11 protein-coding genes are annotated in these 16107 nt (G+C 51.6%); 5 read left to right on the forward strand and 6 right to left on the reverse strand.

Features of this window, described 5'->3' with window-relative positions:
• Window positions 1-86 precede the first annotated feature (86 nt).
• The 4 genes from DQG23_RS35210 to DQG23_RS35225 all read right to left on the reverse strand — a co-directional run bounded on the left by DQG23_RS35210 (window position 87) and on the right by DQG23_RS35225 (window position 6173).
• Window positions 87-2507: a hypothetical protein gene (locus DQG23_RS35210; RefSeq protein WP_113035728.1), complete on the reverse strand. Its 2421-nt coding sequence runs from the start codon at window positions 2505-2507 to the stop codon at window positions 87-89.
• Window positions 2508-2523: 16 nt separating this feature from the next.
• A complete protein-coding gene (locus tag DQG23_RS35215) occupies window positions 2524-4248 on the reverse strand; it encodes an extracellular solute-binding protein (RefSeq protein WP_113035729.1) in 1725 nt (574 codons plus the stop codon).
• A 64-nt stretch (window positions 4249-4312) separates the two neighbouring features.
• Window positions 4313-5203: a carbohydrate ABC transporter permease gene (locus tag DQG23_RS35220; protein ID WP_113035730.1), complete on the reverse strand. Its 891-nt coding sequence runs from the start codon at window positions 5201-5203 to the stop codon at window positions 4313-4315.
• A gap of 13 nt (window positions 5204-5216) precedes the next feature.
• Window positions 5217-6173, reverse strand: a complete 957-nt coding sequence (locus DQG23_RS35225) for an ABC transporter permease subunit (protein WP_238178182.1) — start codon at window positions 6171-6173, stop codon at window positions 5217-5219.
• A gap of 147 nt (window positions 6174-6320) precedes the next feature.
• Between DQG23_RS35225 and DQG23_RS35230 the strand changes: the two genes are divergently transcribed.
• Genes DQG23_RS35230 through DQG23_RS35240 form a run of 3 tightly spaced genes read left to right on the forward strand, consistent with a single transcriptional unit; the run spans window position 6321 to window position 9722 of the window.
• Window positions 6321-8171: a sensor histidine kinase gene (locus DQG23_RS35230; RefSeq protein WP_113035731.1), complete on the forward strand. Its 1851-nt coding sequence runs from the start codon at window positions 6321-6323 to the stop codon at window positions 8169-8171.
• Window positions 8143-8898 carry a response regulator gene (locus DQG23_RS35235; protein ID WP_113035732.1) on the forward strand — a complete coding sequence of 252 codons (756 nt, stop codon included), beginning with the start codon at window positions 8143-8145 and terminating at the stop codon, window positions 8896-8898. Before DQG23_RS35230 ends, DQG23_RS35235 begins: the two co-directional genes overlap by 29 nt.
• Before the next feature lie 35 nt (window positions 8899-8933).
• Window positions 8934-9722 (forward strand): helix-turn-helix transcriptional regulator, encoded by a 789-nt coding sequence (locus DQG23_RS35240; protein WP_146762445.1) that lies wholly within the window; start codon window positions 8934-8936, stop codon window positions 9720-9722.
• 56 nt (window positions 9723-9778) lie between these two features.
• Here DQG23_RS35240 and DQG23_RS35245 read toward each other — a convergent pair whose 3' ends face one another.
• Both DQG23_RS35245 and DQG23_RS35250 read right to left on the reverse strand, forming a co-directional pair.
• Window positions 9779-11056 carry an MFS transporter gene (locus tag DQG23_RS35245; RefSeq protein ID WP_113035734.1) on the reverse strand — a complete coding sequence of 426 codons (1278 nt, stop codon included), beginning with the start codon at window positions 11054-11056 and terminating at the stop codon, window positions 9779-9781.
• Window positions 11053-11544 carry a MarR family winged helix-turn-helix transcriptional regulator gene (locus DQG23_RS35250; protein ID WP_113035735.1) on the reverse strand — a complete coding sequence of 164 codons (492 nt, stop codon included), beginning with the start codon at window positions 11542-11544 and terminating at the stop codon, window positions 11053-11055. The genes DQG23_RS35245 and DQG23_RS35250 overlap by 4 nt, the downstream gene beginning before the upstream one ends.
• A gap of 434 nt (window positions 11545-11978) precedes the next feature.
• On the opposite strand from DQG23_RS35250, the gene DQG23_RS35255 reads away from it, so the two are divergent.
• Both DQG23_RS35255 and DQG23_RS35260 read left to right on the forward strand, forming a co-directional pair.
• Complete coding sequence (locus DQG23_RS35255) at window positions 11979-14342, forward strand: helix-turn-helix domain-containing protein (protein ID WP_113035736.1); 2364 nt, start codon at window positions 11979-11981, stop codon at window positions 14340-14342.
• 137 nt (window positions 14343-14479) lie between these two features.
• Entirely contained in the window at window positions 14480-16084 is a 1605-nt protein-coding gene (locus DQG23_RS35260) for a type 2 periplasmic-binding domain-containing protein (protein WP_113035737.1), read from the forward strand.
• The last annotated feature ends 23 nt before the right edge of the window (window positions 16085-16107 follow it).

Consider the following 16107-nt stretch of genomic DNA (forward strand, 5'->3'; position numbering starts at 1 on the left):
AAAGCGCTCGACATAAAAATGACCGCCTTCCCATTAGAAAGACGGTCATTTGCCCATATCATACGCCAATTACCGGATATGTCATATCATTTCAAAATAATACTCGCCGTTACAGTACCCCGATAATCGGAAAGCCGAACCTGATTGCGCTCCTCTACGATCGCGATCTCGACCGACTCGCCGCCTTGGACGGCACAAGCCTGCACGGTTCCGCGCGCCGAAGGGATACTAATCCATACCGGAAAAAACGCCTCGTTATGGAATTGAACCATAATCTCGGATGAAGATATCGACCGGATGCTAAAGTTGACTTCGCCGAACGGCGTTTGCGCCCGCTCCACGCGAATTTCTTTACCGGCATCCAGCCAATCGGCCGGTATGCAAGGCAGCAGCTGAAGCGATCCGTTATGGAAGAGGAAGAGGCTGTTCGCAATAATATCGAATAATCGCCCGTTTCCGCTCCCGTTGGGCTGCCAGGGGGAGAGCCATGGCAGCTGCGGGCAAAACCGCTCGTGACAATGGCCGGTATCCAGCGTGGTCGAATACGCCATCGTACTCCAGAAATAACGAAGCGCCTTCTCGCGTTCGCCCTGCAGCATCCAGATTTTATGCCAAATCCGTTCGCTTGCGTTCACATAATACAGGTCGATCTCGCCATGCGCGAACCCTTGCTGAAGCATGCCTAGCTGCCGGTCTTCCATTGCGGCCATTTTGCAGGAGAACAGATCGTTCAACGTTCCTTCGTTGCGCAGCAATTGCTCCAGATCATAAACCAGTGGATCGGTTTCTGCGATCAGCCCGGCATCGACTAGCGAGGCAAGACCGTCGATCGAATAAACGCCGACCCGCTCTCCCGGCTTCGTATACACTTCATTCGACACCCAATGAATTTCTTGATCCCCCAGCAGGTAAGTCCCGTGCCGCAGCGCTTCCAATATGCAAGCCCGGTAATCCTCCGCTTCTCGCATCACCTCATCGCCGTAGGGATGCCGAAGCTCGACCAATATTTTGGCGAATTCGTTCAGTCCCCGCCATGTATAGGCGTCCGACATGTAGAAGTATCCTTTGATCGGCCAATCGTGCGGCCTTCCAGCCGGCAGCAGCCCGTAATGCTTCACTCTCGCGCCGTCTGCATCAAGCTGCTTGGTGGCATTCCGTTCCCGGATAATCCAGCGGCATGCCCTTAATCCGCGTTCGACAACCCGTTCGAACCATGCCGTATCGCGGGTCATCCAGTAATGATCCGCTAGCATCCCCAGCACGGCCCCCGTTTCGCACATCCAGTGAATATGAGGGCGGAACGAGCCTTCGGGCGAAACAATGTCGCCTTCCGGACCCGCGCTCCCATCCTGCGTCGCCAGGAAGTAATTCAATATTTTTTCAACGGCCGGCTTGTATCCCAATCGGTCCAAAGCCCGGATGTAGAAGGAAACTTCCCAAGAGTACACGACGGAATAGTCGTTAAATCCCCCTTGGCCCGGAACGAGAACCGACGGATCTTCACTTGACGCCAGAAGCTGAAAATGATTCGACGTGGTGGTCTCGAATATGCGTTGGACCTGAGCATCCGGCAGATGAACCGTCATGCCGCCGGACAGCGTATCCTCCCACAGTTTGCTGCACGCCTCGATCGCCGCGTCGCAATCCAGCATTTCGGACAATGGCGCAGCTTGCGCCGAATACGGGATCTCGACGCTTATCGTCGCGCGCTCATTCGGCCCTAAGTCGATCGCAAAGCATAACGCCTCCTTAAACCGGCTATGACGATCCGACATCGTTACGGTTGCCCGCCTATCGACGCGATCATATGCCGTTACCCCTTCCTGATCGCCCTTCTCGGTTACTTCCGCCTGCCTATCGTCGCGATCTTGAACCGTTACGTCTTCCCAATCGCCCTTCACGGTTATTCCCGCCCGTCTGTCGACACGATAACGCGCCATGACCTGGCCGCTATCGTCGAGCAAGCTTCCCGACAACTCGTCATGAGGCGCTATTTTCCCCGGCAAACTGTTTAACCAGGGGGCTTCCTGCGAAACAAACGGAATATAGTCCTCATTCGGGTGCATATAAAATTGGGAATGCGGCTTATACACGTTCAGAAAGTACCATGTTCCCGTCCTTCGTTTTGACGGATGAGCGTTCTTCACCTCCAAATAGAGGTGAATACGCCCTTCGCCTTGCTCATCGCTAGTCGTCAGCAAAGTGAAGCGATGCTCGAAATCATCTTGTCTGATCCACGATCGGACGATCGGAATACGCGGACTTAGCAAAGACTGCTCGATCCGGCTCGCATCCATAAACCGCGGAACCTCTTCTTGCGATGCGGCGAACGCAAATCCGTATCCTCTGCGCATATCGCCGTTTCTGCCCAGCGCATCCTTCACAAGAACGGTCTGATCGGGGCGAACCTCGACCAAGGTATCGTCAAAAGGCCGATGAATGTAGATTCGTTTGCTCCTCGGCCGCGGGTACAAGCCCGCTATGGAGCTCCATGACGGTTCCGTCATCGCGATCTCACCTCCGCTATTTTTTTCCCGAAGCAGCCTTCCACTCGGCTATCCCTTTCTGAAGCTCGGTATCCCAGAACGCGTATACCTTCTCCAGGCCCAGATCAACAAGTTCCTTAATCATGGCGGCTTTTTGCGATGCAAACGCTTCGTCGCTTTTCGTTAAAATCATTTTCGGAATCGCTTGATTCAAATAGTTCGTCAGCTTATCCGAGATCAGTTTAATGTCGTCAGGCTCGGTCGAAGGCACGAATCCCATCAACTCGAATAAACTGGACGTTTGGTACTGCTGGCCCGGAGGCAAAATATCCGTCGTAAGCTCAGCCTTGTAATGCTGCAAAACCTCGCGCGCCAGCGCAGCTTCCGGTTTATCATACGCGGCCTTCTGAAAATCCTTGGTCAGCTTGAACGAGATCGGATTTTTGGTTCCCGGAATATAGGCGTTCGCATTCAAACCCAAGTTGTTGCCGAATTTACCATATCCGAATTTGCTTACGGCGTCCGGATCCTTGCTATTATTGAGGAACGTATCCGTATAGGCATATTTGCCGTCCTTGTTCACCCAATCGACGCCTTCGATGCCGTTCGTTACGGTTAAAGCGCCATCCACGGAATACAGCCAATTGATCAATTCCATGGCTCTTTCCGGATGCTTCGACTTTTTGGAAATGGCAAATACCCAATTATCGGAGCCGAACTTTTTGTTGAAATATTTATATTGCTCCGAAGGCATCGGCAGCGGGCCGTACCAGCCTTTGTCATAAACGCCCTTGCCATGCAAATAGGCGTTTCCCCCTTCGACCATCCAGCTAATGACGCTTGCCAGCACTTGTCCCGTATTATACTTTTGCTGCGCTTGATCGTATTTCTGCGTAAAGCTGTCGGGGTCCAGCAAGCCCATTCTTTGCGCTTTATTCCAAAAAGCGACGTCCTCCCAGAAGCCGGAGCTCTCATTCAGATACATATTCGTCCGCTCGAACGTCTGATCGTCGATTTGAACGACGTTGGCCGGTCCGCCATAGGCGAAAGAGGCACCTTTATTTTGAATGGAGAAGTTGTTCGTATGGAACGGCCAGCCCCAGTCGGACCATAAGGAAAAGCCGTAATACTTCTTGCCGTCTTCATTCGCAGGATGCTTCTGCAGCATTTGCGAGACAACCTTCAGGAAATCGTCGTTATTGTTAATCGCGGGATAACCCAGCTCCTTGTAATAATCCCAGCGGAGATAAACGCCGCCCCAAAGCGGCTCCGGGCTGGCCGAATCGACTAGAAGCTTGTTGCTGAGAAATTTCAATTGTCCGTCCGCCATTTTCTTATCCGATGTCAGCACCTCGCCGGGAACATTGCGCAAAATATCGGGTCCGTGTTTCTCAAGCAGCGGCCCCATGTCGATAACCATATCTTTCATTTGCTGCGCGTATTTTTTGTGGACGACCATAATGTCCTTCAAATCATTGGTGGCGAGCAGCGCAGCCAGCTTCTCGTCCGTGGCCTTCGTGTCCATATCGATTTTGATGCCCAGCTTCTGCTCAATGTACTTGGAGACCGGGTCGTCCTGAATGCCCATCGGCAAATTGGAGCCGGTCGGAGCACTCCAGAATGTCAAGGTGACAAGCTCGTTCGAGCTGGCAGTCGAACCGGGCTCCGACGGATTGTCGGAAGATTTGGAGCATGCAGCCAAATACACGAACAAACTGGCTATGAGCAAAAGAATGACGGAACGCTTCATCGTTATGTTCATCTTTCGTGCACCCCTACTTTTTTTGTATGTTATAATCCTGTCCGGATCAGGATCATACACCGGGTCAGCCTTTTACGGCGCCAAGCATAATGCCTTTCACAAAATATTTTTGCAGGAACGGATAGACGCATAGGATCGGCAGCACCGTTACGACGGTAATCGTCGTTTTTACGGCGAAAGGATCCAATCGCTTCATTTCACTTACCGTGCTTAAGCTGCTATTTCCCGACCTAAGCATATTCGCCAGCATCTCCGCTTGATCGAGGAAATTTTTCAATACAAGCTGAAGCGTTTGCAGCTTCGGATCGTTGACGAGGAAAAAATTATCCTGCCAGGAATTCCACTGCCCGACCGCATTAAACACGGCGACGGCGGCGATGATCGGAACGGAGACGGGTACGACGATTTTGATCAAAATGGTGAAGTAACCCGCGCCGTCCACAACGGCGGATTCCTCGAGAGAAGCTGGAATCGATTCGATATAGGTTTTGATCAAAACAACCGCGAACGGCGCAATCATCCCCGGCAATACATACAGCCAGAACGTGTTCTGCAAGCCAAGCAGCTTCATCGTGACGAACCAAGGAATCAGCCCCGCCTGAAGAAACATGGTAAACACGGTAGCGCGATAAATCCACTTGCGGCCGAGCATCTCTTGTTTGGTGCAAATATAAGCGAGCATCGTGGAGAAAAAAAGCGTAATAAACGTGCCGATTACCGTTCGTGCGGCGGATATGCCGAAAGCCGTCCAGACGCCCTCCAAACGAAACACTTGCTTGAAGTTGTCGAGATGGAAGCCGACGGGATACAGAATAACGTCTCCCCTCGAAACGGCTTCCGCGCTGCTTAACGAAACGATAAAGATATAATAGAACGGATAGATGCAAGCAAGAGCGAACAGAAGAAATACAAGTGTATTCGCAAATTGAAAGAGGAAGTCTTTTTTGGTCGCCATAGGGTCCTCCGCGCTAAAAGATCGACTGATCGCGCAATTTTTTGGATATCAAATTTGCCGTCATGAGCAGTGTTATGCTGACGATCGTTTTCGTCATCCCTAATGCGGTCGACATCGGATAATTATTTTGCGAAATCCCGATACGGTAGACGTATAAATCCAAAACTTGAATTTTACTTTGCACCAAGCCGTTATTGAACAAATAAAATTGCTCGAAGCCGTTGCTCAACAGCGAACCTATATTCAACAGCAGCAGGGTGATGAACGTCGGGATGATGCCGGGAAGGGTAATATGCAGCATTTTGCCGAATCTCCCCGCTCCGTCTACAGCCGCCGCATCGTATTGTTCCTGATCGATCCCCGCAATCGACGCGATGTAGATGATGGCCGTAAAGCCTAGCGTTTTCCATATCAATACGCCTGTTTGAAAAAGCCAGACAATATCGGGATTCGCCAACGGATTGAGCGGGGCGGAAATCCAGTTCAAATGAAGCAGCAGCTTATTCACCATGCCGTCCCCTGTCGAGAACATGATATAACATAAAGCATACACCAATACCCAGCTGATGAAATTAGGGAGCGTCGTCGTAGTCTGAATGAATTTTTTGACCTTCCCGAGTCTCATTTCGTTCAGAAACATCGCGAACACCACCGCTAACGGCGAGGCCAATAATCCCAAAAAGCTGATGGCAAGCGTATTTCGCAATACGGCTGCAAATTCAGGGTCCTGGAAAGCCAGGATAAAATACTTGAATCCCGTAAACTGCGAATCCAACAGCTTATACCCGGGCTTGTAATCGAAAAAAGCGATCGCCCAGCCGAGCAGCGGCAAATAAGAAAACAGCAATAACGCCGCAAGACATGGCGCGGCCATCAGCAGCAGCGTTTTCTGACCGGATGTCAAATGCCGACGCCTTATCCGCGCTTGATTGATCTGCACCGCCGAGCCATTCCTGCTATTGTTTGACAACAATATCCCTCCGGTCTAATATAAAGTTACCTTTCAGCCCCCGCCTTATTTAACTGTACATGGGTCCCCTCTCCGCATCCATTCTCAAAATTATTGATATTAATAATAATTTTAGTTTCTTCCGAACTAAAATAAGGGATTAAAGGGATGAATACGATGCCGGCTTGGTACGATAAAGCTTTCAAGCAAAAATTTTTCAACCGCCTGCTCCTCAGCTACACGCTGATCATTCTGATCACAATCGTCTCCTTAACCGTTACGATCATTCGCAATATGGTGGATTCGGCCGAGCAAGAAGCCTCCAACAGCGTCAACAAGACCGCCCAAATGTTGAATCATTACATCGAGCAGAAGGTAAACACCGTTAAGCTGCTGGTGAAGCAATTATATTTGAACCCTGTCCAAAGCCAGGACATGCTGGAATTCCTATCGACTCAATCGGAGGACTATACCAGCGACGATCTCTATAAAGCCAACCTGATCAAATATTATTTGAATTCGTCCGCATTCCAGGACGTTGATATACTCGATGCAGTCATCTACAAAAAAGCAACCGGCAGCTTGTACATGCACTCCAACGACTCCACGCCGAACACGGATGAATATTTGGACAATAACCGCGGGTTTTTCGGCAGGATGGACGACCGGTTTCACGGTCTTGCCGTCAGTCCCTCTTATTTGCAAACGTATGCCGCTTCCAAGCAAAAACGGATTTTTTCGATCGCCGCGAATATTAGAGGAGGAACGTTGTCGACCAATTTCGACAAAAGCATCGCCATTCTGTCCATCAATTTCGATACCTCCAGAATCTCTGAATATATCAACTCCCAGATTGATGCGAGTGGTAAGGCGGAAATACTCGTGCTCACCGATGACGGGGATGTCATGATCGATACGGAGGATCGTTATTACGGACAGAAGTACCCTTACTTCGATCAGGTCAAACAATCCGGTTTACGCATGATGCTGGACGAACAAAGCATGGTAAGCGTGACGAGGAGCGACGATCTCGGCTTCTACGTCGTAAGCAAGCTGCCCTATTCGGAAATTGCCGCCAAAACCAGGTCGTCGCGTAATACCGTACTGGCATTCGCAACTGCGAGCACGATCATGGCCGTTATTCTCGGCTTTGTAAGCATTCGCTTCTTTTCACGGCGTATCCGAATCATTAATAAGGCGATCGCCAAGGTTCAGACCGGCGACTTTCGATACCGTATCCCCCTCGACAGTACAAACGACGAAATCGGCAACATCGCCAAAAACTTCAACCAAATGTGCGACTGGGTCATCGAGCATATCAACAAAGTATACGTTTCCGAGCTGAAGCAAAAGGACGCCGAGCTTTACGCTCTGCAGTCTCAGATCGATCCGCATTTTCTATACAATACGCTGGAGATCATTCGCATGGAAGCGTTATCAAACCGGGATATTCAGGTCAGCAACATGATTGAAATCGTCGCCCAGCTGTTCCGGAACAGCATTAAAGGCGACATGTTCGTTCAGATCCGGGACGAGCTCGATTACAGCAAGCACTATTTGGAACTATACAACATGCGGTATGCCGACCGGTTAAGCGTGGAGTTCAGCATCGACCCGGATATTTTCGGTTTCGGCATTTTGAAGCACCTGCTGCAGCCTATCCTAGAGAACGCCATCGTACACGGAATCAAACCGGATCGGGACGACAATCGGGTTACGGTTAGAGGTTATCTGCAAAAGGAAACCGTCATCCTGGAAATATCCGATAACGGGCGCGGGATGGAGCCGGAACAGCTGGATCGTCTTACCAAGCGGCTGCAGCTGAGTCATGCCAATGCCAATACGGACAATATCGGCGTACTCAATGTCAACCAGCGCATCCGGCTGGCTTTCGGCGAAGCCTACGGCCTTGAAATTGAGAGCGTCAAGGATAAGGGCTCCACCGTTACGTTCGTCATACCGGCCATTAAGAAGGAGGAGCTGATAGCGCATGCACAAAGCTTTAATCGTGGACGATGAACCCCGGATTTTAAGCGGCTTGGGCGAGCTGATCCAATGGGAGGAATACGGGATCGAGATTGCGGGGCTGGCCGGCAGCGGCGCCGAAGCGCTCCACATGCTGGAAGCGAGGAACGTTTCCATCCTGATTACGGACATCCATATGCCCGAAATGAACGGGCTCGAGCTGATTCGCCGGGTCGGACAAATCGACGACTCGGTCAAAACGATCGTGTTGAGCGGTTACGACGATTTCCATTACGTCAAAGAAGCGACGAAGCTCGGCATCGAAAATTACTTGCTGAAGCCGGTAAACCGCGAGGAGCTGTCTTCCACTCTTTTGTCCGTCGTCGAAAAAATCAACCAGGAAGCGGAACGTCAAAGACAAATTCGCAGCGATGCCCATATTCTCAGAAACAATATTTTGAACAGGTGCATGACGAACAACATCAGCTACAGCAATCTGGCCGAGAGGGCCGGCTTGCTCCAGCTCGATTTAAGCAGCACGCATTATACCGTTTGTTTAATCAAGCTATTGTTCCATGAGAAACATGATCAATCTTACCGGGGACTCATGCAATATGCAGGCGAGAACATTTGCAGCGAAGTGCTGGCTTCCTGCAGGGCCATTACGTTCTGCGATGTGGAAGGTCACATTGTCGCTCTCTTTCATGGCAATCATCCGATCGATTCCGCTCAAATCAAACAATATGCGGAAGAGGCGATGTTTTCCATCCGGAAATTTTGAAGTGCTCCGCCTTCGCCGCAATCGGCAGCGATGAAATGCAGATTCAGGATGCGCATCGCAGTTATTACAGTGCCTGTCAGCTAATGGACTATAGCCTGATTTACCCGCCTAATATCGTAGTCAGCTACGAGGAAGCCGCCAAATCGCATTTTGGCGCACATCGGCATGCGGTCATCGATCATAACCGTTTTCATGAATGCTTGGTGAAAAAAGACTTGGAATCGGCCATGCGATTTATCGATGACAGCTTCCGGCAATGGAGGAGCCAAGATTGGATGTCGCCGGTGATCGTGCAAAGCTCAGCCGTCGAAATGGTCTACCGCTCCTTAAACGCCCTGCATGCTCTGAATATGGATACCGCGCCTTTACTAGATGAGGAGGACAACCTGTTTTTGCACCAGCTTAGAACGAAAAGCATCGAGGAATTGCACGGCTGGGTAAAGTCCGTCGCGGAAAGAACGATCCGGATGATCGTCTCCCTCGAAGAGAGCATTCATCCGTTAGTCCGGCGAGTATCGGCTTATGTCGACGATTTGTATAGCGAGAATATCTCGCTCAAAACGATTGCGCATACCTTCAATGTCAATGCGGCTTATTTAGGCCAGCTATTTATCAAAGAGAAAAACGAAACGTTCTCCAGCTACTTGAACATGAAACGGATCGAAAAAGCAAAGGAGATGCTGTGTTCGACCTCGCTTGAGCTTCAAGAGATTGCCGAGAGCGTCGGCTACGTCAATCAAAGCTATTTCAATTCCATTTTCAAAAAAGCGACAGGCATTTATCCGACAAAATATCGGCTGGATCATAAGAGTACAAGTTTGTGAACAGGTGTGCCAGCTCGGCTAGGCACGCCGCCCGAAACGCCAAAAAAACCGCCCTCTCAGGCGGTTTTCGTTTTGGACGCCGGCTCGCCGGCAGGGACCGGTTCCGGTCGTTTGCGGAATACCAGAATGATGCCCAGGCAAAGAATGAGGCTTAGACCGCCGCACAGCATGAAGCCGCCGTTTGCGCCCCAGTGGTCCGCCGCGTAACCTGCGAGCAGATTGCCGACAGGCGTCGAGCCTGCGAACACGAGCGAGTAAATGCTCATGACGCGGGCGCGGTATTCGTCCTTCGCATGCATTTGCAGCGTCGAGTTGCTGTTCGTCGCGAACAGAATCGTCGAGACGCCGGTGATAGCGAGGAATAACCCCGTAAACAGGGGCAGCCGCGTCAGCCCGATCAGAATGAGGAACACGGATAACGCAAGGGAGCTGATCAGGATCAGCTTGCGTCGTGGCCCTTTTTTGCTGAGAAAGGACATCGTCAGCGCCCCCGCAAACGAGCCGGCGCCGAGACATGACATCAGAATGCCGTAAGTCTGCTCCTCCATATGAAGGACATCCTTCGTAAATACGGGAATAAGCACGCCGAAATTATACGCCAGAGTCCCGACAACAGCGACGAGCAGAAGTGTCTGGGAAAGCAGCTTGTCGCCCGCGATATACATGATGCCGTCCTTGATTTCCTTGAAAATGCCGACATCCTTCTTCTTTTCGCGTACATAAGGGATTGCCTTGATACGCGTTAAACCGTAAATAACGGCGATAAAGCTAAGACCGTTCAACAAAAAGCACCAGCCGGTGCCAAGCAGCGCCATCATCACAGCGCCGATCGACGGTCCGAGAATGCGCGCCAGATTAAAGGTCGTGGAATTCAGCGCAATGGCGTTCATCAGGTCGTCTTTGCCGACGATCTCGATGTTGAACGATTGGCGCGTCGGCATATCGAACGTGTTGGTCAAGCCGAGCAGCAAGGCGAGCACTACGACATGGCCGTACCGAATCGTATCGGTAAACACCAGCGCAGCCATCGTAAGCGCAAGACACATGGAAACCGATTGCGTGACGATGAGAATATTTTTCTTCGGAAATTTATCGATGACGACTCCTGCGAATAGGGACAGGCACGTAACCGGCAAAAACTGAACCGCGCCGATCAAACCAAGCAGAAACGGCGAACCCGTCAACGTGAGCACGAGCCATGCCTGCCCGATGTTTTGCATCCAGGTGCCGATCAGCGAGATGCACTGCCCGAACCAGAAGTACCGGTAATTCCGGTGCGTCAACGCGTGAAAATGGTTATCGACCAGCCGCCGGCCTGCAAGTCTGACGTTCATGACGGCTCACCTTCTTTGCCCGAACCGCGCTGCTCATCCCGCTGAAGGGGCTCCTCTTTCATATAGCGGGCGGCATTGTCTCCCATTCGTTCGAGCAGCGTAAGCATCTGATCTTTCTCTTCTTCCGTAAAACCTTCCGTCAGCAGGCTGCGCCAATCGGTCAGCACCCCGCGCACCTCCGCCTTGATATCCAGCGCCTTGGCGGTCAAAAAAACCCGGTTGAACCGCTTATCGTCCTCCCGCGCAACCCGGGTTATATAACCCTGCTCCTCCAATTTTTTCAGCGCTTTGGCCGTCGTGCCTTTATCGATTCTGAGGTAGTCGGCAATCTCGTCCTGGCTTAAGCCGTCCTCCCGGTACAGCGCGTTCAGGAACATGAACTGCCCTTTCCCGACCTCATGATGCTTCAGCCGGTTTCCGATGTACGTTTGACCGGTTCGGTACAGCAGCGAAATCCACCGGGGAATCGTATATTTATGCTCGGCCATGGAAAACGCCACCCTTCCGCACAATTAGTTGCACTTGCTACTAATTACAGTATAGGAGCGTACGGTTGCATTTGCAACTATTATTCGCCCAACCGGGAAGTCGTTATGGATGTGATTCTGCCCCAGCCCAATACGAGCTCCCTGGAGTGCCGCATTATCTCATCGCAAGCGTGATCGACGCCTTTATCAACCGCGCAAAAGCCCGCCGTTACGCAAAAGTCATCATATCGGATATAAATGTCATGCAAACAGCATTCGCTAAACGCATCCGAACGGCTATAATTAGTATGCTAGGATTAACGGCTTCTCCATCTCCATGGCAGCACGTTTCCGGGGAGTCGAACAATCGGCGGAAGCTATGCGCTTTAGGCTATTAAAAATGTCCAACATATACGTAAGCGCTTACAATACAACTTATCCGAGGAGGGGTCTTTATGCTTCATAAGATGAGGTCATTTACTAAGCGTAAGCATTTTCTCATGCGGCTCGTTACCTTTACGCTGCTGATTTGTCTGGTCCCGATCGGCGTTCTCGGCTTTTTCTTCTATCATAATGTGCAAAATTCGATGCGCCACGGCATAGAGCAAGCCAACGAGCTTTATTTGAACCAGACGGTGAACGCCATGGAGCTCGTCGTCAAACAGATCGGAAACGGCTTCCGCACGTTCGTTACGAACAATACGTTAACCGAATTCGAGCTGTTTCCGCTTGGCAACTATTTCGACGAGATCGGCAGCTGGCATACGTCAAGCAACAGGGAGCAGCTGCTGGACTATATGACCAGTAAGGCCAAGGTGCTGCGAAGCATGAACGATTTGCTGAAGCTGAACGAGTTTATTTGTTCCGTCTACTATATTAATCCGTCCCGGGGGATCGTCTTGACATCCGGGCATTTGCAGTACGAAATCGATAAGTTTTACGATTCGGGCTGGAACAAGGGCTTGGAAGCTTCCTCTCTCGGCTACCCGATTATTATGAACGTGCGGGCCGCGATGCAGGAAGACGGCAGGTCCAGACGCGTCGTACCGGTCGTATTTCGGCCGCTGGAGTCGAACTATACGATCGTCATCAATCTGGATGCGGACGCCTTCTATGCCAATCTCATCAGCAGGCTCGGCGTCGAGCACGGAAGCTCCGTAATGGTATTTTCGCGCGAAGGCGAGCCGCTGCTCTACGACAGCGACACGTCCAAGGCGGACAGCATCGCATTCGTGCAATCGACGATCGCTTCGCAGAACGCAGCCGGGAACGGCAGTCTTAAAACGCACAAGGTCGTAGGGGACAAGCTTGTCTCCTGGCGAAGCTCCGAGGTGCTCGGCTGGGACATCGCTAACGTTACGAACATGCATACGCTCTATAAAAATGTTTCGAATTTACGCAATCTGTTTTTTACCGTTGCCATATTGCTTACCCTTGCGACCGCCGTCCTCGTAGTAGTAACGAGCCAACGCATATACAGGCCCGTCAATCATTTGCTCCAATTCGTGAAGGAAGGTAGTCAGGGAGGAAGCTTCGGCTTCAAAGGCAGGCGGCCGAAAGGCGAATTTCGCGTGATCAGCGAAGGGCTAGCCGATGCATACGCGACGGGGAAAAAGCTGCAGCTTCGGCTGCGCGAGAGCTTGCCCGCACACCAGGAGAAATTCGTGCGATCGCTTTTAAAGAGGCATTCGCTGCCAATGAAAGCCGTCGAGGAGCGCTTCGACTATTTGGGAATCGACCTGAAGCCGAGCGGCATCGTGCCGATGCTGGTTACCGTCGAGAATGGCGGACGTACCGGCGGGAGCATCGAGTTCGAGCAAATCGAACAGCTGCTGGTCAGCGATTCGATAGCCTCCGCAATCGATATAGCGCATCCGCACTGGATTCTCAAGATGGAAGACGATGTTTACCTCGTGCTCGTAAATTGCGGCGAGCATGAAATGTCCATCATCTTCTCCGTCGCGGAGTCGATCCAGCAAACAATTCTCGATAATCACGGGCTGATCGGAGCCATCGGCATCGGCACTTCATGCAAAGAGATCGGCGATCTGCCTCAATCCTACGAGGAAGCCGAGGAGGCGCTGCAATACCGCGGGATGACCGCGGAAAGCGACATCGTCTACATCGAGGATGTCAGGTTCCATGCGCACGACCCGCTTCCCTATCCGAAGGATAAAGAAACGACGCTCATCGTTTGCCTTAAAAATGGCGACAAAGAGCAGGCGCTCGCGGTTTTTGCTGAAATGGAGAAGGATATGCGCGCCGAGGCGGGAAAAATCGCCTTCCCGCAGGTCCAGCAAACGTTCTTGCTGCTGCTCGTCAAACTGATCGAAACCGTACGCGATTTGCATCTGGACATGCGGGAAATCATGCCGGGCGAGCGCGCCAACCTGTTGGCCGTATTTTTGGAGAAGGACGACTGGCGGAGCATGAGCGCCTGGTTCGAAGGCTTGATCGGCGCCACGGCGGCGTATATCGGCCAAGCCTTCCAAGAGAAGAAAAATACGCACGTCGAGCATGCCAAAAGGCTGATCGAAACCGAATCGGCCGGCTCGGTTTCGCTTACGTCGATCGCCGACAGACTGAATTTGAATCCGGCCTATTTGAGCCGTATTTTCAAGGAATATACCGGTGTCACCTTCACCGATTATGTCATTCAAGCCCGCGTCCGTCTCAGCAAAGAGCTGCTCCTGCAGACCGAGCTGAAGGTGCAGGATATAAGCGAGCGGCTCGGATATGCCAAGGTCAATCATTTTATCAAGCTCTTCAAGGACATGACAGGCATTACGCCGGGCGAGTTCCGCAAACAGCATTATTGACAAGCATACCCGTAATTACGTTTTCATGACATTGTCATCAAATGGGCGATTGAAGTCATATTCCGGGCATATCGAATCGGGCCGTGAACGCTTTACGCTAAAGCAGCAAGGCACATAAACGACAAGGAGTGATTCGTTTGAGGCAGCGCAAGGGGGAAGCTTGGAAGAAAGCGGGGAAATGGGTCGCGTGCACCTCTATCGCCGCATCCGTGCTCGCAGGCTGCAGCGGCGGCGGAGACGGGAATAATGAAGGAACGAAAGCCAGTACGGCGCCGTCCGCTTCATCGGGACCGTACGCCAAGCATCTGGATATTTCATGGGTCGGCCACAATCAGATCGGCAAAATCAACGACGCAGTCAACAATCCGGTTAAAAAAATGATCGAAGAAAAGTTCAACGTCACACTGACGATGGTGCCGCTGGACGTCCACAACAAAGAACAGGTCAACCTGTACTTCGCGGACGGCAAAACCGCCGATCATATCCGGCTCAACGTCAGTTCCACCTTCCTGATGGAACAAGGCCTGGTGCGGGAAGTTCCGGAGGAAACACTGCGCAAGCTTATGCCCGACTGGATGAAGAGCATCGAAAGCATGGTCGATCCGAAGATCGTCGCTTCCTCGATGAAATTCAAAGGAAAGCTGTACGCAGTGCCATTTATCAACTACTCGAATTTGCAGCCATGGGTTATGGGTGTCCGCAAGGACTGGCTGGACAATGTCGGCATCGCCAAAGTGCCTGAAACGCTCGACGAATACCACGAGATGCTCAAGCGCTTCACGTTCAACGATCCGGACAAAAACGGCAAAAACGACACGTACGGCGGCCACGGTCTCCAGTTGTACCTGCGTGGAGCATTCGGACTCGGCTCGGGCAACGCCTTCTACGCCGACGGCAGCGGCAAGGTTTACTCCAGCGTGCTGACGGACAACTACAAGCAATATTTAAAAACGATTCAGGCCTGGTACAAAGAAGGCTTGATCGACCCCGAATCCATTACCGATCAGCGTCCGCAGCAGCGCGCGAAGTGGGCGGACGGCAAATTCGGCGTGCTCGCCGACCATCCGTGGTGGTACGCTTCTACGACGGCAGGAAACATCACAAAGATGGTGACCGACAAAAACGCGAACGCCAAAATCGAGTTTTTGAAACCGTTCACAGGACCGAGCGGGGATAAAGGTGCGGGCGGCGCCTCCTATCCCGCGATGCAGAGCGGCTTCTACTTCGGCAATAAAACGAGCGACGAGAAAATGGAGCGCATCATGGCAATCAAAAACTTCATGTCGGCCGACGATAATTTTTACATCCGTGCTTATTTCGGAGAAGAAGGCAAAGGGTACACAAGAGACAGCGACGGCGTCATCAAAGTCGCTCCTGACTATTTGTCGATCGATAAAATTACGCAGGAAGGCATCGGCCAATATTTTGCCCTGCGTCCCGACAACTGGGAGTTCTACAAGAAGAACAACGTGCTCAAAATCGATGCGCCTGCCTATGACGTCGCCATGAGCAGCCCGAAAAAATACAATGACGTCAATTTTACAGTCAACTCCACGAACGAGGCGGCGCTAAAATACGGCACGGCCGTCTCGACGGTCGTCACCGAATTCGAAACGAACGCAACCGTCGGCAAGCTCGATATCGACAAGGAATGGGATGCGTTCAAGAAGAAATATCTCGACGCCGGCGGTCAGGCCATTTTGGACAACTACCAGAAGCTTCATGACGAAGCCAAAAAATAAACGCATGGCGTTATCCTCGCGCT

Source organism: Paenibacillus contaminans, from assembly GCF_003285015.1.
GTDB classification, from domain to species: Bacteria; Bacillota; Bacilli; order Paenibacillales; family NBRC-103111; genus Paenibacillus_V; species Paenibacillus_V contaminans.

Excerpts from the sequence above, each read along its gene's own strand:
- DQG23_RS35210 (WP_113035728.1), bottom strand. The coding sequence starts at position 2,507 with ATGACGGAACCGTCATGGAGCTCCATAGCGGGCTTGTACCCGCGGCCG.
- DQG23_RS35215 (WP_113035729.1), bottom strand. The coding sequence starts at position 4,248 with ATGAACATAACGATGAAGCGTTCCGTCATTCTTTTGCTCATAGCCAGT.
- DQG23_RS35230 (WP_113035731.1), top strand. The coding sequence starts at position 6,321 with ATGAATACGATGCCGGCTTGGTACGATAAAGCTTTCAAGCAAAAATTT.
- DQG23_RS35255 (WP_113035736.1), top strand. The coding sequence starts at position 11,979 with ATGCTTCATAAGATGAGGTCATTTACTAAGCGTAAGCATTTTCTCATG.
- DQG23_RS35220 (WP_113035730.1), bottom strand. The coding sequence starts at position 5,203 with ATGGCGACCAAAAAAGACTTCCTCTTTCAATTTGCGAATACACTTGTA.
- DQG23_RS35235 (WP_113035732.1), top strand. The coding sequence starts at position 8,143 with ATGCACAAAGCTTTAATCGTGGACGATGAACCCCGGATTTTAAGCGGC.
- DQG23_RS35250 (WP_113035735.1), bottom strand. The coding sequence starts at position 11,544 with ATGGCCGAGCATAAATATACGATTCCCCGGTGGATTTCGCTGCTGTAC.
- DQG23_RS35240 (WP_146762445.1), top strand. The coding sequence starts at position 8,934 with ATGCAGATTCAGGATGCGCATCGCAGTTATTACAGTGCCTGTCAGCTA.
- DQG23_RS35245 (WP_113035734.1), bottom strand. The coding sequence starts at position 11,056 with ATGAACGTCAGACTTGCAGGCCGGCGGCTGGTCGATAACCATTTTCAC.